23 protein-coding genes are annotated in these 23,462 nt (G+C 30.8%); 19 read left to right on the top strand and 4 right to left on the bottom strand.

Annotated elements, in window-relative coordinates; genetic code table 11:
- Positions 1-86 precede the first annotated feature (86 nt).
- The 6 genes from dapA (at position 87) to Q2T46_RS07720 (ending at position 9,564) form a co-directional block, all read left to right on the top strand.
- Positions 87-998: a 4-hydroxy-tetrahydrodipicolinate synthase gene (dapA, locus tag Q2T46_RS07745; protein WP_303263499.1), complete on the top strand. Its 912-nt coding sequence runs from the start codon at positions 87-89 to the stop codon at positions 996-998.
- A gap of 1,229 nt (positions 999-2,227) precedes the next feature.
- Complete coding sequence (locus Q2T46_RS07740) at positions 2,228-3,523, top strand: IS110 family transposase (protein ID WP_303263500.1); 1,296 nt, start codon at positions 2,228-2,230, stop codon at positions 3,521-3,523.
- Between the two features lie 672 nt (positions 3,524-4,195).
- The gene (locus tag Q2T46_RS07735) at positions 4,196-5,440 is read left to right on the top strand and encodes an ATP-grasp domain-containing protein (protein WP_303263502.1); all 1,245 of its coding nucleotides are present in this window, start codon (positions 4,196-4,198) and stop codon (positions 5,438-5,440) included.
- Between the two features lie 387 nt (positions 5,441-5,827).
- Positions 5,828-7,666 carry a hypothetical protein gene (locus Q2T46_RS07730; RefSeq protein ID WP_311062394.1) on the top strand — a complete coding sequence of 613 codons (1,839 nt, stop codon included), beginning with the start codon at positions 5,828-5,830 and terminating at the stop codon, positions 7,664-7,666.
- A gap of 150 nt (positions 7,667-7,816) precedes the next feature.
- The gene (locus tag Q2T46_RS07725; RefSeq protein WP_303263505.1) at positions 7,817-8,035 is read left to right on the top strand and encodes a hypothetical protein; all 219 of its coding nucleotides are present in this window, start codon (positions 7,817-7,819) and stop codon (positions 8,033-8,035) included.
- A gap of 275 nt (positions 8,036-8,310) precedes the next feature.
- The gene (locus tag Q2T46_RS07720; RefSeq protein ID WP_303263506.1) at positions 8,311-9,564 is read left to right on the top strand and encodes an MFS transporter; all 1,254 of its coding nucleotides are present in this window, start codon (positions 8,311-8,313) and stop codon (positions 9,562-9,564) included.
- Positions 9,565-9,835: 271 nt separating this feature from the next.
- On the opposite strand, the gene Q2T46_RS07715 is transcribed toward Q2T46_RS07720, so the two are convergent.
- Positions 9,836-9,994: a hypothetical protein gene (locus tag Q2T46_RS07715; RefSeq protein ID WP_311062393.1), complete on the bottom strand. Its 159-nt coding sequence runs from the start codon at positions 9,992-9,994 to the stop codon at positions 9,836-9,838.
- A gap of 80 nt (positions 9,995-10,074) precedes the next feature.
- On the opposite strand from Q2T46_RS07715, the gene Q2T46_RS07710 reads away from it, so the two are divergent.
- The 6 genes from Q2T46_RS07710 to Q2T46_RS07685 all read left to right on the top strand — a co-directional run bounded on the left by Q2T46_RS07710 (position 10,075) and on the right by Q2T46_RS07685 (position 14,286).
- Positions 10,075-10,200, top strand: coding sequence for a hypothetical protein (locus tag Q2T46_RS07710; protein WP_311062392.1), 126 nt, complete (start codon positions 10,075-10,077; stop codon positions 10,198-10,200).
- A gap of 435 nt (positions 10,201-10,635) precedes the next feature.
- Positions 10,636-11,454: an AsnC family protein gene (locus tag Q2T46_RS07705; protein WP_303263507.1), complete on the top strand. Its 819-nt coding sequence runs from the start codon at positions 10,636-10,638 to the stop codon at positions 11,452-11,454.
- A 214-nt stretch (positions 11,455-11,668) separates the two neighbouring features.
- Positions 11,669-11,920 carry a hypothetical protein gene (locus tag Q2T46_RS07700; protein ID WP_303263508.1) on the top strand — a complete coding sequence of 84 codons (252 nt, stop codon included), beginning with the start codon at positions 11,669-11,671 and terminating at the stop codon, positions 11,918-11,920.
- A 365-nt stretch (positions 11,921-12,285) separates the two neighbouring features.
- The gene (locus Q2T46_RS07695) at positions 12,286-12,720 is read left to right on the top strand and encodes a hypothetical protein (RefSeq protein ID WP_303263510.1); all 435 of its coding nucleotides are present in this window, start codon (positions 12,286-12,288) and stop codon (positions 12,718-12,720) included.
- Between the two features lie 183 nt (positions 12,721-12,903).
- Positions 12,904-13,449 (top strand): hypothetical protein, encoded by a 546-nt coding sequence (locus Q2T46_RS07690; RefSeq protein ID WP_303263511.1) that lies wholly within the window; start codon positions 12,904-12,906, stop codon positions 13,447-13,449.
- Positions 13,450-13,719: 270 nt separating this feature from the next.
- A complete protein-coding gene (locus Q2T46_RS07685) occupies positions 13,720-14,286 on the top strand; it encodes a hypothetical protein (RefSeq protein WP_303263512.1) in 567 nt (188 codons plus the stop codon).
- A 31-nt stretch (positions 14,287-14,317) separates the two neighbouring features.
- Here Q2T46_RS07685 and Q2T46_RS07680 read toward each other — a convergent pair whose 3' ends face one another.
- Positions 14,318-14,617 (bottom strand): nucleotidyltransferase domain-containing protein, encoded by a 300-nt coding sequence (locus Q2T46_RS07680; RefSeq protein ID WP_303263513.1) that lies wholly within the window; start codon positions 14,615-14,617, stop codon positions 14,318-14,320.
- Between the two features lie 167 nt (positions 14,618-14,784).
- Positions 14,785-15,195 carry an Hsp20/alpha crystallin family protein gene (locus Q2T46_RS07675; RefSeq protein ID WP_303263515.1) on the bottom strand — a complete coding sequence of 137 codons (411 nt, stop codon included), beginning with the start codon at positions 15,193-15,195 and terminating at the stop codon, positions 14,785-14,787.
- Between the two features lie 120 nt (positions 15,196-15,315).
- Between Q2T46_RS07675 and Q2T46_RS07670 the strand changes: the two genes are divergently transcribed.
- Together Q2T46_RS07670 and Q2T46_RS07665 are read left to right on the top strand one after the other, a co-directional pair.
- The gene (locus tag Q2T46_RS07670) at positions 15,316-16,263 is read left to right on the top strand and encodes a CPBP family intramembrane glutamic endopeptidase (protein WP_303263516.1); all 948 of its coding nucleotides are present in this window, start codon (positions 15,316-15,318) and stop codon (positions 16,261-16,263) included.
- Positions 16,264-16,359: 96 nt separating this feature from the next.
- The gene (locus tag Q2T46_RS07665; RefSeq protein ID WP_303263517.1) at positions 16,360-17,373 is read left to right on the top strand and encodes a LacI family DNA-binding transcriptional regulator; all 1,014 of its coding nucleotides are present in this window, start codon (positions 16,360-16,362) and stop codon (positions 17,371-17,373) included.
- Positions 17,374-17,393: 20 nt separating this feature from the next.
- On the opposite strand, the gene murC is transcribed toward Q2T46_RS07665, so the two are convergent.
- Complete coding sequence (gene murC, locus Q2T46_RS07660; RefSeq protein WP_303263518.1) at positions 17,394-18,791, bottom strand: UDP-N-acetylmuramate--L-alanine ligase; 1,398 nt, start codon at positions 18,789-18,791, stop codon at positions 17,394-17,396.
- 157 nt (positions 18,792-18,948) lie between these two features.
- On the opposite strand from murC, the gene purR reads away from it, so the two are divergent.
- The 5 genes from purR to Q2T46_RS07635 all read left to right on the top strand — a co-directional run bounded on the left by purR (position 18,949) and on the right by Q2T46_RS07635 (position 23,462).
- Positions 18,949-19,797 (top strand): pur operon repressor, encoded by an 849-nt coding sequence (purR, locus tag Q2T46_RS07655; RefSeq protein ID WP_303263519.1) that lies wholly within the window; start codon positions 18,949-18,951, stop codon positions 19,795-19,797.
- Positions 19,798-19,960: 163 nt separating this feature from the next.
- Positions 19,961-20,242, top strand: a complete 282-nt coding sequence (spoVG, locus tag Q2T46_RS07650) for a septation regulator SpoVG (RefSeq protein WP_013296747.1) — start codon at positions 19,961-19,963, stop codon at positions 20,240-20,242.
- Between the two features lie 108 nt (positions 20,243-20,350).
- A complete protein-coding gene (glmU, locus tag Q2T46_RS07645) occupies positions 20,351-21,724 on the top strand; it encodes a bifunctional UDP-N-acetylglucosamine diphosphorylase/glucosamine-1-phosphate N-acetyltransferase GlmU (protein ID WP_303263521.1) in 1,374 nt (457 codons plus the stop codon).
- Positions 21,725-21,726: 2 nt separating this feature from the next.
- Positions 21,727-22,677, top strand: a complete 951-nt coding sequence (locus tag Q2T46_RS07640; protein ID WP_209454118.1) for a ribose-phosphate pyrophosphokinase — start codon at positions 21,727-21,729, stop codon at positions 22,675-22,677.
- 101 nt (positions 22,678-22,778) lie between these two features.
- Positions 22,779-23,462, top strand: a complete 684-nt coding sequence (locus Q2T46_RS07635) for a response regulator transcription factor (protein ID WP_013296750.1) — start codon at positions 22,779-22,781, stop codon at positions 23,460-23,462.

The raw sequence follows: 23,462 nt of genomic DNA, 5'->3' as shown, positions 1-23,462 counted from the left end.
GGTTTACATACTAATATTTTTCTTTTAACGGTGAACTAAATTTTAATAATATATTAAAATAAAATTTAAAGAGGAGTGTGTAGTAATTGAATAATACTCATAAGTTGGAAGGCTTAGTTATTCCATGCATTACACCATTTACTGATGATTTGAGTAAAGTTGATTTTGAAAAGTTTGATAAATTGGTGGATTACTTGATAGAAGAACAATGCGCAGATGCAATAATTCCAATTGGAACAACTGGGGAATCGACATCATTATCACATCTTGAAAAGGAGTTAGTTATAGAAAGAGCAGTAAAACGAGCTAATAAAAGAGTACCTATTTTTGTTGGTGCTGGAGGTGCAAACTTGGATGAAACAATAAGTTTGACTAAATATGCTGAAAATATTGGAGCCGATGGTCTGTTAATAGTTGTTCCATATTATATTAGACCAGATCAGGAAGGTATTTATCAATTTTTTAAGGCGGTAGCCCAACATACAAATTTACCAATCATGATTTATAATATACCATCTAGGACAGCAGTTAATATGAGTATTGATACAATTATTAAGGTAGCAAATATTGACAATGTAATCGGTATAAAAGATTGTTTTAACGACATTACAAATACTTCCGAGATGATAAGGATATGTCGGAATGAATTAAAAAAAGAATTTTCTATCTTGACAGGTGAAGATACTAATATATTTATAAATCTATGCCTCGGAGGAAATGGTGCAGTTGCTGCAACAGGTCATGTTGTTGGTAAAAAAATAAAAGAGATGATAAATAAATATAAAGCTGGAGATATAATAGGTGCAAGAAAAATTCAATTTGACATATGTACACTTCAAAAGAGTATGTTTAAAGCTCCTAATCCTGCACCAATCAAAGCAGCATTGGATATATTAGGTCTAAATTTAGGAGGTAAAGTAAGATTGCCCTTAGTAGATATAAATGATGACATTAAAGAACTTATAAAGTCAGAGTTGCGTAAATTTTGTGATTTTTAATACATGAGGAAATTGTATAATTCAAAAATCGAATGCAATTGAACAACATATAGTGTTATAACTATAAATAAACGACAATATGTTGATATATTTTGATAAGAAAGTTAATTATGAAATTCGCTCACATAAATAGCTTATGGCAATAAATGTGCAAAGCTTACAGATAAAATTATTAATAAATAATGGCATTCTATTTTTAATAAAACTTAATTTAACTCGTGTAATAGATTATAAAATAAGAAAAATATACTAGAAAAATCCAGTATATTATGCTTCTTATCATTGAATCTTGAGTTACAACAAACAATGATTTAAAATTATTATATGCTGGATTTAAATAATATTATTTTATGAAGGTTATCGAAAATTTGAAAAACTATAGACTATAATATATATAATTTGCCGAACACAGAAGAGTTATAGCAAAGTAAATCTACAGAGAAGATAAGAATGGTAAATAGGGTAATTGATAACGAGGAATTTAAAAAGATATTATCCTACTCATTAATGAAGAAAATCTATCAGTAAATAAAGTAGCAAAGGATTTTGGAGTTAGTGATTGCATTAGTTCTTATGAAGTAAGGCTTCATTTAGCAATGGTAAAGAATATATTCGCGAAAGAGATTGTGTCAGATGGATGACAGATGAAAATAACCATGTATTAAAAGTTCTTGAAAATGTGGTATGCATCGTCATAAACTGTTTGACACTTGTATATTTAACATTGCACGAAATTAAGCAATAAGTATTTGAGCAACAATGTGAGAATTTTCAATGACGAACATGGAGTTTATAAAATATCTTTTAGAGAAAGTTATATCAAGACTTTAAATGGGTCTTATTACCATAAAAAGCATCAAGTGGCTTAATTCAAAATAGGAAATAAAAATAGAGGTAACTATAAAATTACGCCTCAAAATCTAACTATGAGTGTCTGATTTATTGAGAAAAGCTCATGATTAAGTGTTACTTGATAAAAGATTTAAATAATACGAATAATATTATTTTATTTATTACAAATTACAATAGTAAATAGATATATTTTTTATAAAATATTAAAACTGTATTAGAGTAATCTTGGAGACTAATTTCTATTAATTAAACTGTGACAAATGGAGCATTCCTGTAATAAAAAAATATAAGATTTGAAATAAAAAGTACCTCCTGATAAAATACAAGATGTCGATTGTTCATGAACACGACTCTCAAATAACAAGGAGGTACCTAATATGAAGTATAGCCAAAATTCAAAGATATTGCAAATAACAGAAAAGACATTAATTATAGGTGTAGACATTGCTAAAGAGACACACCACGCCAGAGCTTTTGATTTTAGAGGAATAGAATACGGTAAGCGTATTGAATTTAGCAATGACATTGATGGAATTGATGGAATGGAAAGATTCTTTAAATGGGCTGTAGAGATTATGAATAAAAACAACAAAGAGCATCTAATGGTTGGCATGGAACTAACAGGCCATTATTGGCTCTGCTTTGCGCAGTTTCTTAAAGATAAGAACCATAAGGTGGTACTGGTAAATCCATTCCACGTAAAAAGAAGTAAGGAATTTGATGATAACTCGCCAACTAAAAATGACAGGAAAGACCCTAAGACAATTGCAATGCTAGTTAAAGATGGAAGATATGTTGAACCTAATATACCTGAGGGTATATACAGTGAGCTTAGAATTGCAGTGGACATAAGGGAAATGCTTACAAAGGACTTAAATAAGATAAAGAACCGGGTTGCAAGATGGCTTGATATATACTTCCCTGAGTTTAATAAAGTTTTTGCAGATTGGGAAGGGAAAGCAGCACTGATAACATTAAAAGAATTTCCAACGCCTGCAAAGATATTAGGTATTGGAGCTGAGGAAATACTTGCAGCTTGGAAGAAGGAAGTTAATCGTGCTGTAGGTATAAAGAGGGCTTTAAAGCTTATAGAAGCTGCCAGTCGAAGTGTTGGTAAAAGGGATGGCATTGAGATGGCAGAGATAGAGATAAAAATTATACTTGAACAGTACGAAATGCTAGTAAAGCAATTTAAAAAAATAGAAAGCAAAATAGAAGAGCTTTTCATGCAAGTACCTGATGCTAGTGAAATGTTAGGTATAAAAGGTGTAGGAGTAATAACAGCAGCAACATTTATTGCTGAAGTTGGCGATATAACAAGATATGAGCATCCAAAGCAAATCCAGAAGCTTGCGGGTTACAATCTGGTCGAGAATAGTTCAGGGCAGCATAAAGGGCAAACCACCATAAGCAAAAGAGGAAGAAGGAGGCTAAGAAGTGCTCTATACAAAATGGTGATGCCAATACTTGCAAACAATAAAGAATTTCAGGAATTGCACAAATACTACACCACAAGAAAAGAAAACCCGCTTAAAAAGAAACAGTCCATGATAGTTTTATGCTGCAAGCTAATCAGAGTATTTTTTGCCATACTGAAAAAAGGAGTAAAATACAACGGAAATAAGATGTTAAGAGACATAAAAAGAGCAGAGAAGATTAGGAATGCTGCATAAATTGCACCGCCGTGGTGATGATACACCGCAGTCCCTCGTCAGTCAAGGGCAAGGACCACGTCTCAGCTTTGCTGTGTTTCGCTTCACAAAGCTGACCCTTGACAGCCTCGCTCCTACGATGGTTTGGATAATTAAGCGGTGCCAAAAATAAAGCAAATAAAGATTTAAAACTCAATTTAAAAATTCGAAGATTGACAAAGAGAGCCGGAATTGTCAGGTTGGTAATTTCACCATAAGGGCTTAAGACCCAGCAAGGGAGCATAACTGACATCCACTTCATGTAAGGCAGAACGAAGGAATTAAGGACAAAGATCCTGTGAGACATGGGAGGGTATGCCACATAAGCTTAAGTGGAATCCATAGGCCAAAATATGGAAAAAACAATAGAAGCTTATTTGGGTTACCTATCACATGTAAAATTCATGAATAAATAGCATTGATATACATGAGGGCTTATTTGAAGATCGCGAGAATCTGAGAATGAGTGAGATATTAAAAGAAAATCAAAGATTATAGAGGGAGGTGATAATAAAGAAAAAATTAATTGGGGATCTAAAAATGATTTTAGAACAAAATTTTGGGGAATAAAAGTAAGATAAATCTCCTTCCATTCAGATATATCGAATAACATAAGTTGGAATAAATAACTTATATTATATGAGGAGGATAAATATGACTAAAAAGAAGCTATTATTTATTCGTGGAGGTATTCATAAAGAATTTGCTTATAAGACTTTTTTTAGAAAAAATTATGAAATGATTATGATGGATACTCCTTCGTGCGATCAGCTTGCTATTGCTGATTATCCATATATTATTAGTAATAATAGAGATATTAATGAAATGTTTGATTTATCGTTAGAAATATATAGAACTAAAGGCTTTGATGGTGTTTGTACATTTATGAATAGCCCAGTAATTACAATTGGTATGCTAAGTGACTACTTTGGTTTCGATTATTTTAATGAAAAAATAGCAAGAATATTATGTAATAAATATGAAGTAAGAAAATTTTTAAAAAGTATTGGTGATGATTCTATTAAATTTTTTAAAATATGTAATTATGAAGATTTAGAAAAATGTGCTGATATATTAAATTATCCCTTTATATTAAAACCAACGGATAATGCATCTAGTAAAGGTGTAGTCATAGTAAAAAAGCCAGATGAACTAGAATCAAGTTATAAATTTTCATTAAATTCATCTTTTAATAAGGAATTAATTGCAGAAGAGTTTATATATGGGGATGAATATTGTGCAGAAGTGCTTATTTATAACTATCAACCTTATGTGGTTGCTATTTCGAAAAAATATGTAACAGCAGAAAAATACTGTATAGAACTTATAGATATTACGCCCGCGCCTATAACAGATGAATTAAGAATAAAAATAGCAAATTATATTAGTGATACGATAGCAAAATTTAAGATAGGTAATTGGATTTTACACATAGAGTTTAAAATTAATGATAATTACCAACCATTAATAATTGAGATAAATCCTAGAGCTGCTGGTGGAAATCTTATTGAATCGATTTACCATTTAAAAGGGCTAAATCTATACGACTATTTTTTTGATATTGTTTTAAAAAATGAAATTAATTTAGAAAAGTTAATAATGCAAATCCAAAAACCTTACACTAAATATTCATTATTTTATACTTTTATAAATCCAACTAAATCAGGCGTTATTAAGAAAATTGAAGGAATTGAGAATGTAAGAAACAAATTTATTAACGACTCAGAAAGGTTAATTTTATTTTATAATGAGGGTGATTTTTTGCCGGAGCCTACTTCAAATTTAGAATTTAGGGGAAGTTTATATCTTTTTGGAAATGATAGTAATTTTCTATTTGAACGTGCAAAAGAAATAGAGAATTTAATTCATTATGATTTTGAAAGAGGTTTATCGTTATGAATATAGAGTTATATAAAGTGCATAAAATGAATGATTTCTTTTTTAATTATATAGATAACCTATATGCTAATAATAATTTAATTGTTCCAATATATGAAGAAGTTATTCCTAGATACATAAAAAATATGCATCTAGTGAATACAAATATTGTTTTAAAGATGTTGATTTTTACAATACTATAGAATATGATATGAATTACATAGAAGCACTAGTATGTAAGTACAATAACTCATGTGATAGTTTTGATATTATTTGTTATTATAGTTCGAGAATAGGTGAATGTATTGAAGAGTTATTAGAAAGTTTTCTTTTGCTAAATATACAAATAGAAGGTTTATTTATGCTTTTAATAAAGCTAAATTATTTCAAACGTTAATAGACAATAGGGTGAAAAGCGCTTTAATTATACTTCCACTTGATGAATTTAATATTATTGAGCGATTTTTATTAAGGCTTGAGAATGAATATATTAATATTGGATATTTACCGTATTATGATAAATATACTATTAATTTTTTTATGTTAAAGTATCTTATGTATATAAATAATAATCAAGGTAACAATTCTATTATAATTAATAGAGTTGATCAAGATAATGATATTACATATTCAAATTTGCAGAATTGCTATTATTTTTCTAGAAAATTATGTACAAAGGATATGATTTTAAGTATTATGAATAGCCAGAACGAAATACTTGAATTTAACTATTTATCTCATTGCAGAGAATGTGTGCTTAGATTTAATGATTTTATTTTTTGTGGAGCTTACAATATTATAGAAAAACATAAAGATTCTAATAAACATTTACCTTGTTGCTATTATAATGCAGATGATTGTTATATCACTAATGTTGAAAAGTATAATGTATCAGAATTAAATGCACATTTTTATTTCTTAAATGGTTGTAATATAGGGGACTTTAATCAAAGTATTGTTCCATTCAATTATACAGTGGTTTCAAATTTGATTGAAAATAATGCTATTTCTATTATTACAAGTGCGAGCATTAAAACAGGCAATATAGCTGAGAATATTTTGGCGCATAATTTATTAAACAATGGATATACAGCGGGTCAAATTGAATTTCAGGTGAATAAATTTTTGGAATACAGTAAAATAGAAACAAATAATTATTTTTTATTAGGGGATCCCTTATTTAGAAAGTTACCTAATTCTTTTGAACCTAAATATAAACATAAGAAAATTTTGGGAAATGGTACTATTATTGTTGAATTTAATAGCATTCAAGATGAAACTTATCTTGAAATAAGTATAGAAGAATTATATAAAAACTTATACGTAAACGAAATTAGTTTTGACAAAAGATTTTATGATATAAAAAATAATATTTATTATTATTTTAGCAAAAATTCAAAAGATGAATCACAAAAGTTAATAGTGTTTTCATTAGAAAAGTTTTCTGTTGATTCAATTAGTATAGTAATTTCTAATAATGATACTGTAGAAAATCAAATTAATGAAATGCTAAAATATTTGGATAAAGTTATTTTCTTAAGAGATCATTTTAAATTAGAGAATTTGTTGAAAGGAAAAATTATAGATATTGAAAATAATTTAAAAAAAATATTATCTAGCAAAAATTATAATTTTTCAGTTAAAGAATTTGTAAATACTAATAACGTAGTTTATAAATTAAGAATAAAATTTATGCAAATTTTTAAAGATATTTTTAACATGATAACAGATTATACACTCAAATATCAAAATAATTTCTATGAAAACATAACTGACAAACGAACATCTATTTGCAAAATAACCTATGATAACACATGCAGTAATTGTCATAACATAACTTTGATGACTAAATATAGTATTAAAACTACGAGAAAAACATACGTTAGAACAAGTATCAAATGTTATAAATGTGGAATTATTCAAGATGTACCTAATTTTAAAATAGGTATAAGAGGTTATACAAATTTGAAATTTGATATTAATGGGAATATTATTAATGTTTTAGAACTAAGGAACTATAGCAATAAGAAGTTAAAACTATTCATTTCCGCAATTTGTATTGATTCTAAAGATGTGTTTCTACAGATTGAGGACAATGAAATAGAAATTGATCCTAATGAAAGTCATATTGTTAAATTATTTGTAAAACCGACAGCAAATCTTAAGAAACATTATTACTTAACTGTTTTTTATATTATGGTTGATGGGGATTTTTACTTTGTTTCTAATACATTAAGTTATATTTAATTTTTGAAGCTGTTTATGATACACTAAAAATACCCTGATATTTCAGTTGAATAATCCCCTACTTTAAGATAAAATTTCCCTCATGAAATAAGATCACATGAGTGAGATGAAATAGAAGGAATAAAAAAGCAGCAAAATATAACTAGAAAGATGTACCATCATCTAGTAGAAGAAAAAGAATTTAAAAGTGAAGAATCCACAGTAAGATTGGCTGTACAACAACTTAAAGATGAAATACCAAAAACATTCGTACCTTTTGAATTTAATCCAGGAGAAGCAGTACAAGTAGATTGGGGTGAAACTACTGTGTACGAGAGTTGCGGTAAAGGAAGATTTTGGAATTCGTGCAAAACTCAGGCCTGTTATTAAGTATTAAGTGCACATTATGCATTTAAAATGAAATTCTGTAAGGAAAATTCGTTGAAAATTGGTAGATCTTTCGCTTGAGGAAATTGCATAATTCAAAAATCAAATGTAATTTAACAATATATAGTGTTATAACTATAAATTAACCACAATATATTGATATATTTTTAATAAGAAAGTTAATTATGAAATTCGCTCACTTGATAAGTGCCACAAGATATTTAAAATATGAAATTTGCTTAAAAATTGAAAATTCAATATAGAAAAGAGGTATTGTCTTGAAGAAATTAGACAGAATTATTAATACTGTAAATTACAAAAATTTTGATATAAATTTATGGGCAACATTAGCTTCAAGGGTACTATCAGCTATAGGCTATACGATGATTATGCCATTTCTGGCTGTTATGCTTGCAAGGTATCATAACTTAAACACAAATCAAGTTGCTATAGTTGTAAGTATTTATGGATTTTCTCAAACAGGTTTAATGATTCCTGCGAGTTTTATAGTAGATAGAATAGGTTATAAATTAAGTATGATAATAGGTAGGATATTAGGAGGTGTGATATATATACTATATTTATATATTTCAAATGTTCAACTATTAGCATTGATAAGTATAACAATTGGGTTAGGTACTTCAATGTTTAATTTGGCATGTAAAAGTTTTGTATCTCTAAATACAGCGTCTGATGAACAAAAAAAGCTACAAGCATTTACTCTTTATAATTTGTCGTTAAATATTGGAGGTGCTTTAGGTACACTTATTGGTGCAATATTTATGGATAAGAATGGTATAGTAGTATTGTTATATGTTGTATCAGTATTAAATATTTTTGCCGCTATTATAATAGATAGAATAGTTGTACTTGACTTTGATAATAGAATTAAAAACAAAATTAAAGACAGTTTATTAGGGTTTGTTACTGTTATTAAAAATAAAAAATTTTGCTTATATTTTGTTGTAATAATTCTTATACACATATCCTATAGTCAGTTTTTTACAGTATTACCTATTTACTTTTCAAAATATAATGTTTCTATGCTGGTATATTCTATTATGCTTGTAATTAATACAATTATATCCGTATTATTTCAAATACCTTTAATGGTTATTATTAATAAAAAAATTAAGAGTAATAGTATGCTAGGATTGGGTTTAGGTTCATTGTTAATAGGATTTAGTATAGCTATACTTTTTTTAAGTACTAATATGTTCATATTGTTTTTTGTTGCAATTGTGTTTACACTAGGAGAATTAATATTTACGCCATTTGAGGATAAAGCTATTTCTGATACAATTAATAATGTTCAATATACATCTGCATATTTTAGCATTGCTAGTCTAGGTTGGTCTTTGGCAAAAGGTTTAGGAAATTATGTTGGAATAAGAATGTTGTCTGTTTTGCATAAGAATTTATTTAGTATATTTATTTCAAGTTTTTCTTTAATAGCTTCTATTTTGCTCTTTTTTATTTATTTTTTTAAACAGGATAAGATTATAGAAACTTTTTCAGAAAATAACTTATAATAATATCAGTTGTATATGCTAATATAAAAGTGAGCCAAAAATTGGCTCTGTGTTAACGGAAAAGTGATCCACTTTTCATAAAAAAACCTGTAAAATTTATTATACAACTATAGATGAGAAAAATTAATAACAAATATTACCATTAAATAGATACACTATCCCTATGCTAAACGTAGTTGTTCTAAAATTGCATCAATAGATACAGTGTTGTTATTAGCTTGTTCAAATATCCATTGAATAAGCTGTTTTTGTACCTCTTTACAAACTATTTTTATTCCTTGCCCAAATTTGCAATATTCATCGCCTGAAGCTTAAGATACAGGTATATCAATGATATAAGCCATAATAATCTATCTATTGATTTTGTTGAGTGTACTTGATACATATTTAGTCCAAGATTATTTTTTGTATGCCTAAAGAATATTTCCATAGGCAATCTCTGACTGTAATAATTTAGAATAGTCTCGGTATCTAATTCAGCAAAGGTGGAACTTTGCTCTTTTCAATATATTGGGCAAAATCTTTTATTTGGATTCTGATGCTGTTATACACCTAAGGTTTATAAGTGAAGCCTTTGGATATAAAGTCGATTATAAAGATGGTGTTATAACAGTAGATGCTGCTCAAGGTAATTAGATATAGTGCATATCTAAAATAAGCTGTTGACAAATGTAACTTACAAAATAAGGACAGAAAATGCTCTGTCCTTATTTTTTTATCTTGCAATTGAAGAAAAATTAAGAGCTAAAAATGCTTTTTTGTTCTCTAAAATGATATTTTCGTTCCTAAATTGATAATATTTAAATGAAATTTTGTATGCTGAAATTAATAAAAAATTTTTATAAAAACTGTAACGAATCCCATTTTAATTTGTTTTTATTTATGAAGGGAAAAAATTAGTGAGGTGATAGTATGTTTAAAAAATTTTTGTCTATTTTTGTGTTGACAATAATAATGATGACATTACTTTCAACCACTGGTTTCGCGGATGACGGTATTTCAAGTGACGCCCATTGGTATTAAAAGATGATATTGCAATTAACGGAAAGATAAAATGATGGAGTGATATTGATGAACAATGACATGTTTATAAAAAGAGGAAACGGGAAACTGACTGTGTCTTATGGGGAATCATTGCTTATAAATATCAATCCTGACAAAAACTCCTTTGATAAAACAATCGATGAAAATATACTGTTAAAAAAGAAAAGAGAAAACAACTTTTTAATATTATTGTTGAACAACTTTGTAAATCAATGTTACAGATACAGAATACTTATTGAAGAGGGATATTTCTTTATTCTGTGTGATAAAGACGGTTATGTGATTAAAATTATAGCTAATGACCAATTAAATGAAGATTTCGAAAAACTCCAATTCAAAGAAGGCATAAGCCTAAGGCTTGAAGACAGTGGCACAAATGCAGTCAACATAGCCATGGAATACAAAAGCCTTGCACAATTATACGGGAAAGATCATTATTGCGACTTGTTTAAGAATTGGTATTGCACTGCAATGCCTATTACAGATCATTATAGCAAAGAAATAGTGGCATATCTTGATATATCGCGCATAAAGATTCCCAGCATAAAAGAGCAGAGCATTACACTAAAAAACATAGCAATTTACCTTGAAAAATGCATATCGTATAGAAGCGATAAGATGTCTCTTGTAGAAGAAGAGATCGATGATACTGATAAGCTTATCCTGTCATCATTGGTCCGAAACGGAGAAAGGAAAGCAGTAATGGACGAAGTAGGCATATCTGACAGAGTATTGAGAAATCATCTAAATAAGCTTGGCACATTATTTAAAGCAGACAATGACATAAAAATAATAATGACAGCCATAAACATAGGCATTATAGACACGCGTGGCAATATATTATAGGGTGATGTGCCGAAAAACGGTACCTACTCCAGCAAAAATGTGCCGAATTTCGGAACTTCCCAAATGTTGGAGTTAGAGTTATAATGTAGTCAAACAGATGAATGGCCATTCGATGTTTAATAAAAAATGTAGTTAGTGATACTGTTTTGGTACCGAGATAGTGTTACTAACTATAAAAAGGAGATGTTTAAAAATGTAAAAAAAGGTTGTTTCATTGGTTCTTGTTGTAGTGCTTCTTTCAGTTTCATCATTCGGTTATGTTTTTGCTTCAGAAATTTCTTCAAATGAAAAGGCAATAAATATTTCTTCAGATACTGTAATTACAGAAAATAATATTTTAGATGTTTGCAAATATTTGGGCATTGATGCAAAAAATTTTAAAAAAATGAAAGTGACAGGGAAAAATGTTTATACTGATTCTATGAAAACTATTTTTTCTCTTTTCGTAATTGTAATAAGTGCATAAAAAACTCTCCAAATCTTAATCTTTCACCTATATAATTTGCTATATTCATTAAAACTTTAATAATTATAATAAATAAAAGTAAAACATATATGAATTGTAAAATATACATAACATTATCCATAATTTTCCTCCACTTCAAAAGTATTATTGTGTTTTTATATATTATACAATTTTTATATATTATACAATATAGTTCAAAAAATGTATACATTTTTTAGAAGTTATAAAATCAAGATTTGATAAAAATTTCCTTTAAGATCTATGATTTTTTACTTTGATTTAAAAAATTTTTTTAAAAAACTGTAACGAAATCCAGTGTAAGTTGTTTTATATTTATGAAAGGAAAAAATTAGTGAGGTGATAGTGTGTTTAAAAAATTCTTGTCTATTTTTGTGCTGACAATAATAATGGTGACATCACTTTCAACCACTGGTTTTGCAGATGATGGTATTTCAAAAGAATTGGTGATAAGCCCGGTAAAGCCCAATTGGATAGCCATATCCCAGTTTACTAACACATTCGACATATCATCGATGGGAAAATCAACTGTGGACAGTGTATTATACGCTTTCAGCGTCGACAAAATCAGAATTGATGCGTATCTTCAACAATACAAGAACGGAAACTGGGTGACAATCAAAAGCTGGTCAAACACATCTACGGATATTAGCTGCTCTATAAGTGAAATATGGTATGTAGAAGAAGGATATTATTACAGGCTTGTCACGAAAGGTACAGTCTATAGAAATGGAGTTCAATTAGAGCAAGCTAACTATACAAGCGACGCCCATTGGTATTAAAAGAGGATGGATCGCGATTTACGGAACGAGCCTCCCATATACATGGTCAAGATAAATAATTATGTAACTTCTGCTACTAAAATAGCAGAAGTTACATAATTTTCATAAACTATTTCAAATTTACTGCTAGTAATTTTATATATTTTTATATATATTATAGCAACGAAATAGGGGGTTGAGTAATTGTTTTATTCTTGTAAAAAAATAACATATTTTTATGTTATAATTATAATAATATTTATATTTATATCGGGGTGTAGCATTAATAAAACCGTGATTAAAAATAATATTGAACCAAAGAATATTGGATTAACCCTAAATTATAAATATAATCATGGTATAGTAGAGCCTACAATTAATATAGAATGGTCGTGGAGGCAACCTAAAAAGCAGTCAGATAAAAATATACAAGATATAGTTGCAATAATGTGGAATGATGAAAATGGCAATTGGGTTGGTACAACAATGTTAGGAGAAAGTGGTGGTGGACCAGCTATGAATTATTTTGATTATTTAGTAAAAAAGGCAAATAATAATGAACAAGGTTATTCTTATTTTGGATATCCAGCGGGAAGTAATAACAAAGTAACCTTTAAATTACTTTCTAGTAAAAAAAAGCTAAATACTAAAATTCCTGATAAAATTTATATTTATTTTATACACCCGGAACGTACAATTGTTGGGAAAACGACAATTTATGTAATAAGGGAAATTGCTTTTCCATCATAGTATTGATGATTTTTTCATCCTGGGTGTCCTAATTGCACTTACAACAGTAAATTGTACAGGCGTGGTTATTACTGCAGGGATGCCCTTATTGAGCAGCAATGATGAGTAAGGATTATGGAATTCTTATTAATTGTAAAGGGATTTGTTGTTGCATGTGCGAGATAGGCATATACGAATTTTGCTATAGTCCAAATCTTAGCAAGAGACTACACAATTATTTGTTATTGATACTATCAAAAAAGCAATGTTTATAGTGTTAGGTGGGATGATATGAAAACAAATATATCTAAAAGAATAATAATTTTAATTATTTGTGTAGTAACTATTTTATTTGTTGGCTGTTCTAAAAGCAGTATTAGTATGAACTATGTCAAAACTCCAGATAAAATTTATTTAACTGGAGATTTACATAGACAGGAAATCATTGAATTAAATAAAAAATATGAAGAAACAAAGGATTATAATGAAAAACAAAAAATATTACAAGAAATTGCCCAGCTTGAGGTTAGATCTACAATAATGATCGATGATAAAGTGTTTATTAATAAGTTGTTAAATTATATCCACAATTCAAGAGGAAAAGATGAAAATATAATTTTGGATAGGTCGAGTAAAGATTATTATTCAATGCAGTTTGTATATAATGGTTTAAAAACAATGGATGAAAATAAGCTGAAAGAAGGATATATTATAACAAATATTAATATTTACAATGGCTATGCACTGTTCCCTAAATATGATAAAACTTCAAGTAACAATATAACTTTCATAAGTGTTAAATTAAGTGATAGTATAATGAATTATTTAAAAGATTATTACAAATCAAAAGCGAGATGAAGGGTTTGCCTTTATGAAATTTTCAAATTTATTATTGCTTTTCATATATAATAACACCATCCCGGTTAATATTATCTAATAACTTTTTGTCAGTATTATCATCTATAAATACTATATCAAGTTTCAATAGAGTATTTATATCATCTAAATCGCAATAAATTGCGCCTTTATTGTAGTTATCTTTGCAATATACGGCAATATCTATATCACTGGTCTTTCTATTGTCTCTTCTTGCTCTTGAACCATATATTACAATTTTATCAATATTATTATATTTTTCACCTATAAATTTAATTGAATCTATTATTCTATTATCTAGATCTAATTTCATGATATGCCTCCAAGTGTCGTTCTTTAGATTGATTATACAATAATATGGAATACACTACAATTAGGATTTTACCAAATCTATTTACAATGTAACAGTGTTTGAGACATTTTCTTTGCCACAAAAAATATTATAGCCAAACACAGGATATTCCTGCGTCTGGCTTTATTTTATTGGATATCGATTCTTCTTCCTTTTGGTTTGTCAGGATGCAGTTTTGGCATTACAATAGTTAATATGCCGTTTTCGAATTTTGCTGTCGTTCTTTCAGAGTCAACCTCTGTTGGAAGTCCTATTCTTCTTTCAAAAGACCCATAATACCTTTCGTTTAAATAATAGCTTTGATTTTTTCTTTCAGTCTCCTTTGATGTCTGTCCTTTTATTTCAAGCACATCACCGTGTACGTTTATTTCTATGTCTTTTTTATCAACGCCAGGTAATTCGGCTGTCGCTGTAATTTCTGTCTCTGATTCCGTAATATCTATTCTGGGACGTGCAAATATATTTGACAATGCAGGCAAATTAAAATCAAAATTAAAATCCGGCCACATGTCGTTGCCACGCCACTTTATCAAGCTCATAAATGACACCTCCAATAATTTTTACAAAAATATTTTGTGAAAAATATATTTTTTTATTCTTACATTTTTAATATATGTATGGTAAAATCTTTTGTAGACAAAATGAAAAGGAGTTTTAATATGAGGCCGTCTGAGAAAGATGCTAACAAAGTTTATTTGTTTATCTTGGTTCTTTTTGTCATCGTCGGTTCATACGTTCAGAGAAAATCATTGTACGTAGGACTTATCATAACGGAGTTTGGTATCGTTCTACTACCTGTTATACTTTTTTTGCTTTTTAAAAAATATGATTTGAAATATGTATTGAGATTTAATAAGCTCGAATCCAAGCACATATTTTTGATAATTTCGATAATGATATGCGGTATGTTTGTATCCAGCTTTTTTAGCATTTTGACGAATTACTTTTTAAGCAAGTTTGGCAAGATACCGATTCCTCCAATAAGTGCTGCAAGTGATATTGGAGGGCTGATAAAGCAGATATTAATCGTATCGGGCAGCGCTGCTTTGTGCGAAGAAATACTTACAAGAGGACTTATATTAAGAAGTTACGAAATGAGGGGGTCTATAAAAGCTGTAGTAATATCAGGCTTAATGTTTGCTGTATTGCACCTGAATGTGCAGAATTTTTTAAGTGTAGTTTTTTTAGGGTGTTTATTAGGATATCTGGTACACAGGACTGATTCTATATACGCCAGCATGTTGGGCCATTTTACAAACAATACACTGGTATTAGTAATACAATATGTGTCGTATAATGTATCAAAAACAATAAGCCCAAAGCCGGGAACGCTGGTAAAAATGAATATACCATTTGTATCTGTTATTGTATATGCTATTGTAGCATTAATTGCAGGAATGATTCTCTATTTGCTTCTTAAAAAGCTTATTAAGACTACAAATCCATATATTATTCACAGTACTACAAGATTAAGCGATGATGTCAAGATACTGCTTCAATGGCCTGTTTTTATATCTGCATTGATTTTTTTAGCTATAATAATTTTAGAGTTATTGGGCATATCAGGTTCACCGTATTACGGCAAGGTTCTTAAATTTATTTTCTAGTGCATTTACATTTTGAGGCTTTCAAAAGTTGACAACAATTTTAAAATGGTATAAAATATAATTAATTGCAATCGGTTTCACTAAGGTGGTGTTTAAATGAATGTAACAATAAAAGATGTAGCGCAAAGAGCACATGTTGCACCTTCGACTGTATCAAGGGTTATTGCGGATAATCCCAGAATCAGCAAAGAGACAAAGGAAAGGGTCTTTAAAGCGATGGAAGAGCTGGGATATTATCCAAATGCTATTGCTAGGAGCCTGGCAAGTAAGATGACTTATACAATAGGGCTTATAATGCCTCGCTCTGCAGAAGATGCATTTTCTAATCCTTTTTTTCCGGAAGTTATGAGAGGCATAAGCGTTGTTGCACACAATGAAAAATATGATTTGCTTATATCGACATCAGGCAATGAAGAGGAAGAAAAGCAAGCTGTTATAAATATGGTTAAAGGTAAAAGGGTGGATGGGATTGTTCTTCTTTGCTCAAGGACTACAGATGAGCTTATACCTTGGCTTAGAGAAGAAAAGTTCCCTTTTACTGTAATAGGGAAACCACTAGATTCAAAGGGCGTATGTTGGATAGATAATGACAATATTGGAGCATCAAGACTTGCTACAAATTACCTTATAAAACACGGTCATAAAGAGATAGCATTTATAAGCGGCTCGCTAGAATTCGTAGTAAGCTTAGACAGACTTGATGGTTATAAATTGGCATTGGAAGAGAATAATATACCGTTTGTAAAAGAATTGGTTGCTCAAGATGAATTTTCAGAAGATGGTGGATACAATGCAATGATGAGGATTTTGAAGCAAAAGAAGCCGACGGCAGTTGTTGTGACAGATGACATAATGTCGTTTGGTGTTATAAGGGCGGCGATAGATTATGGATTAAAGGTACCCCAGGATGTATCCCTTATTGGGTTTAACAATATACCGCTTTCTGCTTATGCTAATCCGCCGTTGACTACAATAGATATTTCGACGTTTGAATTAGGAGTGAAATCAGCGGAGCTTTTGCTTAAGATCCTTAAAAACAAGGATTATATTGCAGACCACATAATTGTGCCTGTTAAATTGATTGAGAGAAAATCCTGCATAAAAAGATAAATAGGCCATTTGGCCTATTTTTATGCTCCAACTGCGGCTTTTTTATTGAAATTCAAAAGCATATTACCTACTTCGTATACATCACCTGCTCCTATTGTTATCACCAGATCGCCACTTTTAATTATGCTTCTCAAGTAATCTACAATATCGGTAAATTCCTTGATGTAATATGTTTCATTTCCTCTATTCCTGATAAGCTTAGCCAAATCTTTAGCATTGACAATACCTGTATCTTTTTCTCTTGCTGCATATATATCTGTTATTATTGTTATATCAGCGCTGTCGAAGGAGGTGGCAAAGTCCTGCAGCAATGAATAAGTACGTGAGTAAGTATGCGGCTGAAATACGCATATTATCCTGTTGTGAGGGTAATTTAATGCGGACGACAGCGTAGCTTTGATTTCCGTTGGGTGGTGTGCGTAGTCGTCGATTATGATAGCACCATCTAAAGTGCCTTTGAATTCAAATCTTCTATGTGTACCTTTAAATTTTTTGATTATCGAAGGAGTGCTTTTTATATCTACTCCTAAAAGATGACAAACAGCCAATGTTGCTAACGCATTATATATGTTATGCTTTCCTACGATGGATAGCTCAAAATTTTGAATGAATGTACCATTGTAATACACATCAAATGAAGGAAATCCCTTTTCATCAAATTTTATGTTTTTTGCATTCCATGTACAGTTACTGTCAATTCCAAATGTTACAATATTCCGATTAACATTTTTAAGTACGCTCATAGTATTTGAATCATCACCGCATGCTACTACATATCCATTCTTTGGCACAAGGTTTGCAAACTGTGTAAATGACTGCTTTATGTTGTCGATGTTTTTAAAGTAATCGAGGTGATCTGAATCCACATTTAAAATGACAGCAATATAAGGATAAAATTTTAAAAAGCTGTCTGTATATTCACATGCTTCGGTCACAAAATAATCTGATTTTCCTACTCTGACATTTCCACCGATGACGTCCACTTCACCGCCGACTAAAACTGTAGGATCGTAATTCATCTCTTCCAGTAATACAGAAATCAATGATGTTGTGGTGGTTTTTCCGTGGCTTCCAGCTACACCGACGCCGTATTTGTATTTTTTCATTATCTCACCTAAAAGAGTTGCCCTATCTATTGTTGGGATGTCAAGCTCCCTTGCTCTAATCATTTCGGGATTATCTTCTTTTACTGCTGCTGTGTATACAACTAGATCAGCACCATCCACATTTGAAGCGTTATGGGGAATATTTATGATTGCGCCTTCATCTTTCAACTTTTGAATTATGTAGGAATCTTTTATATCAGAACCTGTAACGATGTGGCCGGCATTTAGCATTATATGAGCAAGACCGCTCATGCTAATACCACCAATGCCTATAAAATGTACTCTATCGAAATTTTCAATATTAACTTCCACTTTTATTACACCTCTTTCAAATTTTGTTATTATTATTACCAAAAAACAGTCACTTTATAAAGACAAAATACTATACAAAAAGATTATAACACATATTGCAAATTTGTGAACTTTAAAATATAATGTTAAGTAAAAGTTTGTCTTTGGAGGTTTTTCGATGAATGCATACAAAAGGTACGAAAGAATCAGTGTGATACTTAAGATACTGACCGAAAACCCCAATAAATTATTTAATTTAAATTATTTTATGGACTTATTTAATGTGGCAAAATCAACTGCATCAGAAGATATAGATATAATTAAAAGTATATTAGAAAAGTTCGGCTTAGGTGATATAAAAACAGTTGCAGGAGCTGGTGGAGGGATTAAGTATATTCCTATAAATAATATAGATAATTTTCATGAATTTATGATAGATATATGCAGAAAGCTTGAAGACCCTAAGAGGATAATTCCGGGAGGTTTTTTGTATACTGCTGATATTATATATTCGCCACAATATGCAAATAAAATAGGTGAAATTCTTTCGTATCCATTTCAAGAAAAAGATGTTGATGCTGTTGTGACGGTGGAGACAAAAGGTATACCTATTGCTATGATGTGTGCAAGAGCTTTAAATGTACCTTTAGTTATTATAAGACAGGATAATAGAGTTACTGAGGGCTCGTCAGTTTCGATAAACTACGTTTCAGGTTCTCAAAAGCAGATAAAAGCCATGTCCCTTTCTAGGAGATCTTTAGAGAGAAATTCAAAAGTAGTTTTAATAGATGATTTCATGAAAGCTGGAGGTACTATAAAAGGCATGATTGAGCTTATGAATGAGTTTGATGCGGAAGTATTGGGTGCGGGTGTAATGATTGCGACAAAAGAGCCTGAAGTTAAAGTTGTAAAGAATTATTTTTCTATATTTACGTTGGTTGAGATGAATGAAGATAAAGAAACTATAAAGATGGAAATAAGTGATTGGATTATGTATAAAATGCATAAAAATGGAAATAATAGCTAAGACGACATAAAATGAAATTTTTTATCATAATTTTTCTAAATTTTAAATTTTGATGGAGGAAATTTTGATTTAATGGCGAATAATATTAAGGTAAGAAATTTTTCTTAAGTACTTTCTAAATATCATATATTATTGGCTTATTTTGCAGGAAGGTGGTGAGCTTATGGAAATTACAGACGTTAGGGTGAGAAAGATAAATGAGGAAGGCAAGATGAGAGCTGTGGTTTCTGTAACCTTCGATAATGAATTTGTTGTTCATGATATAAAGGTTATTGAGGGACAGAATGGTTTGTTTATAGCTATGCCTAGCCGCAAGACACCCGAAGGAGAGTTTAAAGATATTGCACATCCAATAAATTCGGAGACTAGAGCAAAGATTCAGACTGCGATACTTAGCGAGTATGAGAAAGCAAAAGAGCAGGACAAGCCACAGGGTCAGGAATAAAAAGGAGATTTCTCCTTTTTATTTTTTTGTTGAACTTTGTTTAAATTATAGTTAAAATAGTATAGGAATGTGTAGAAAATATAAATGAAAATAGTAGAAGGTGTCGCAATGGATAATTTTTATACGCTTATACTTGCTGCGGGACTTGGGAAGAGGATGAAATCAAAACATCCAAAAGTCCTTCATAAAGTTTGCGAAAGACCTATGGTGGAGTGGGTTGTAAGAAGTGCCAAAGAAGCTGGGTCAAAAGATGTAGTTGTTGTTTTGGGACATGGTGCTGAAGAGGTTAAAAGCGCCTTAGGCGATAGTGTGAAATATGCATATCAGGAAAAACAGCTTGGCACAGGACATGCTGTCATGGTTTCGAAGGATTTGTTGCCAGATACAGGTAATATTATGATTTTAACTGGTGATACACCACTCATAACGTCAGAAACATTGAAAAAATTCTATAACTTTCATTTAAAAGAGCAAAATTCTATTACTGTATTGTCTTCATTTTTTGATGTTCCGGATGGTTATGGAAGAATTGTAAGGGATGTAAATGGGAATGTTTTAAAAATAGTCGAAGACAAAGATGCAGATGATGCGATAAAAGGCATCCATGAGATAAATTCCGGCATGTACATTTTTAATTCTGACTATTTAAAGAAATCGCTTCAATATATAAACAATAGCAATGCACAAGGGGAGTATTATCTGACGGATGCCGTAGAGATTGTAATAAGACTTGGTGGAAAAGTAGGCGCATATTCAGCTCCAAATGAAGAAATAATGGGAGTTAATACGAGAGTGCAGCTTCAAGAGGCAGAAAAGGCGATGAGAAGAAGGATTAATAAAAGACTTATGTTAGACGGTGTAACTATAATTGATGCTGATAATACCTACATCGGTCCTGACGTAGTAATAGGTATGGATACAATAATTTACCCCGGTACACGCATAGAAGGTAAGACTTTCATTGGTGAGGATTGTGAAATTGGTCCTAATTCATACATCATTGATTCAGAGATAGGAAATGGATGCAGAATAATATTTTCCATGATAACTGAATCAAAACTTTATAATAATATAAAACTTGGGCCATTTGCTCAGATAAGACCTGAAAGTGTAATACACAATAATGCAAAACTTGGCAACTTCATCGAGATAAAAAAATCTGTTATAGGTGAAGGAACGAAAGTGCCGCATTTGACTTATATAGGTGATGCAGAGGTTGGAAAGCGTGTAAACATGGGATGTGGTTCTATAGTTGTAAATTACGATGGCAAGAACAAACATAAGACGATTATAGGTGATGACGTTTTTGTAGGATGTAATGTAAATCTTGTGTCGCCTGTCAAAATTAACAATAATGCGTTTATAGCTGCAGGATCGACTATAACCGATGAGGTACCAGATGGTGCACTTGCGATAGCAAGGTGCCGCCAGACAAATAAAGAAGGCTGGGTAGAAGAAAGAAGAAAAAAAGGAGGACTATAGGAGTGGTAAGACACGGAGGAGCTATAAAAATTTTTAGCGGCAATTCAAATCCCGTATTGGCAAAAGAGATTGCTGAAAATTTAGGCCTTACATTAGGCGATTCGGAAGTTGGGACTTTTAGTGATGGTGAGATAAGCGTTAGAATTAAGGAAAGCATAAGAGGTGCAAATGTATTTGTGGTTCAGTCCACTTGTTCGCCTGTTAATGATAACTTGATGGAGCTGCTTATAATGATAGATGCGTTTAAAAGAGCATCGGCAGGTGAAATCACTGCAGTTATTCCTTACTATGGGTATGCTAGGCAGGATAGAAAATCAAAGCCTAGGGATCCGATAACAGCCAAGTTAGTGGCTGATCTCATTACAGTTGCCGGGGCTGACAGGGTTCTCACGATGGATCTTCATGCAGCGCAGATTCAAGGCTATTTTAATATACCTGTTGATCATCTTCTTGGTGGTCCAATACTTGCAAAGTATTTTATGGAAAAGGATCTTGGTGGCGACGTTGTTGTAGTATCACCGGACCATGGAAGTGTTGTAAGGGCTAGAAATTTTGCAGAGAAGCTTAATGCTCCAATTGCTATAATAGACAAAAGAAGGCCAAAGGCAAATGTGGCAGAGATAATGAATTTGATAGGTGATGTTAGAGGGAAAATAGCAATACTGGTAGACGATCTAATTGATACTGCTGGGACATTGCAACAAGGTGCACAGGCTCTCATTGACAATGGAGCAAAAGAGGTTTATGCATGTGCAACGCATGGTGTTTTATCTGGTCCTGCGATAGAGAGGCTAATTGATTCTCCTATCAAGGAATTGGTAATAACAGATACAATTCCGTTACCAGAAGAAAAAAAGATAAGTAAAATCAAAATAAGGACTGTGGCTCCACTGTTGGCAGAAGCAATAATGCGCATATATGAAGGTATGTCTGTTAGTAAATTGTTTGTATAGGCACTAAGGTGCCTTTTTTTTGTAACCTAAATGTCTTCCATCATTGCGGTTTTATAATCTATTTTGTATAATAGTTTTAAGGTTTAATAAGGGGTGTTTATATGGGCGAAAATAAAAAAATATATATAGTTGACGATGATAGAAATATATGTGAGATAATTTCATTATATCTTGAAAAAGAAGGCTTTGCTACAGTAAGAATTGGTGACGGGGTGACAGCACTGAATAAAATCAAAGAAGAACTTCCATTGCTTATTATACTTGATTTGATGCTTCCAGGCATTGATGGAATGACTTTGTGCAAAGAAGTGAGAAAATTTACGGATGTGCCTATTATAATGCTTACAGCAAAGGGTGATACATTTGATAAAGTATTAGGTCTTGAGATAGGTGCGGATGATTACATCGTAAAACCATTTGATGGAAAAGAATTAGTTGCTCGTGTAAAGGCTGTTTTAAGAAGGTATGAACATGAGGAGAATGATGGAGACAGTGTGACGTATCCTGACCTTTCCATAAGCCTAAGCGAGTACAAAGTAAAATATAAAGGAGAGAATGTTGATCTTACGCCAAAAGAGTTGGAGCTTTTTTACTTTTTGTGTACGCATCCAAATAAAGTTTTCACAAGAGATCAATTGCTGGAAAATGTTTGGGGATATGAATATATGGGAGACAGCAGAACTGTAGATGTTCATATTAAGCGATTAAGAGAAAAAATAGGGGACGGTCCAAACTGGAAATTGACGACTGTATGGGGTGTTGGATATAAATTCGAGGTGAAATGA

The sequence above is a fragment of the Thermoanaerobacterium sp. CMT5567-10 genome, from assembly GCF_030534315.2.
Taxonomy (GTDB): domain Bacteria; phylum Bacillota; class Thermoanaerobacteria; order Thermoanaerobacterales; family Thermoanaerobacteraceae; genus Thermoanaerobacterium.
This window is presented reverse-complemented; position numbering and strand designations above follow the sequence as displayed.

Bases quoted from the DNA above. Each gene is read 5' to 3' on its own strand.
- Q2T46_RS07665 (WP_303263517.1), top strand. From the start codon at position 16,360: ATGAATGTAACAATAAAAGATGTAGCGCAAAGAGCACATGTTGCACCT.
- Q2T46_RS07670 (WP_303263516.1), top strand. From the start codon at position 15,316: ATGAGGCCGTCTGAGAAAGATGCTAACAAAGTTTATTTGTTTATCTTG.
- purR (WP_303263519.1), top strand. From the start codon at position 18,949: ATGAATGCATACAAAAGGTACGAAAGAATCAGTGTGATACTTAAGATA.
- Q2T46_RS07675 (WP_303263515.1), bottom strand. From the start codon at position 15,195: ATGAGCTTGATAAAGTGGCGTGGCAACGACATGTGGCCGGATTTTAAT.
- spoVG (WP_013296747.1), top strand. From the start codon at position 19,961: ATGGAAATTACAGACGTTAGGGTGAGAAAGATAAATGAGGAAGGCAAG.
- Q2T46_RS07740 (WP_303263500.1), top strand. From the start codon at position 2,228: ATGAAGTATAGCCAAAATTCAAAGATATTGCAAATAACAGAAAAGACA.
- Q2T46_RS07635 (WP_013296750.1), top strand. From the start codon at position 22,779: ATGGGCGAAAATAAAAAAATATATATAGTTGACGATGATAGAAATATA.
- Q2T46_RS07715 (WP_311062393.1), bottom strand. From the start codon at position 9,994: ATGGAAATATTCTTTAGGCATACAAAAAATAATCTTGGACTAAATATG.
- Q2T46_RS07680 (WP_303263513.1), bottom strand. From the start codon at position 14,617: ATGAAATTAGATCTAGATAATAGAATAATAGATTCAATTAAATTTATA.
- Q2T46_RS07705 (WP_303263507.1), top strand. From the start codon at position 10,636: ATGAACAATGACATGTTTATAAAAAGAGGAAACGGGAAACTGACTGTG.
- Q2T46_RS07685 (WP_303263512.1), top strand. From the start codon at position 13,720: ATGAAAACAAATATATCTAAAAGAATAATAATTTTAATTATTTGTGTA.
- Q2T46_RS07725 (WP_303263505.1), top strand. From the start codon at position 7,817: ATGTACCATCATCTAGTAGAAGAAAAAGAATTTAAAAGTGAAGAATCC.
- Q2T46_RS07735 (WP_303263502.1), top strand. From the start codon at position 4,196: ATGACTAAAAAGAAGCTATTATTTATTCGTGGAGGTATTCATAAAGAA.
- glmU (WP_303263521.1), top strand. From the start codon at position 20,351: ATGGATAATTTTTATACGCTTATACTTGCTGCGGGACTTGGGAAGAGG.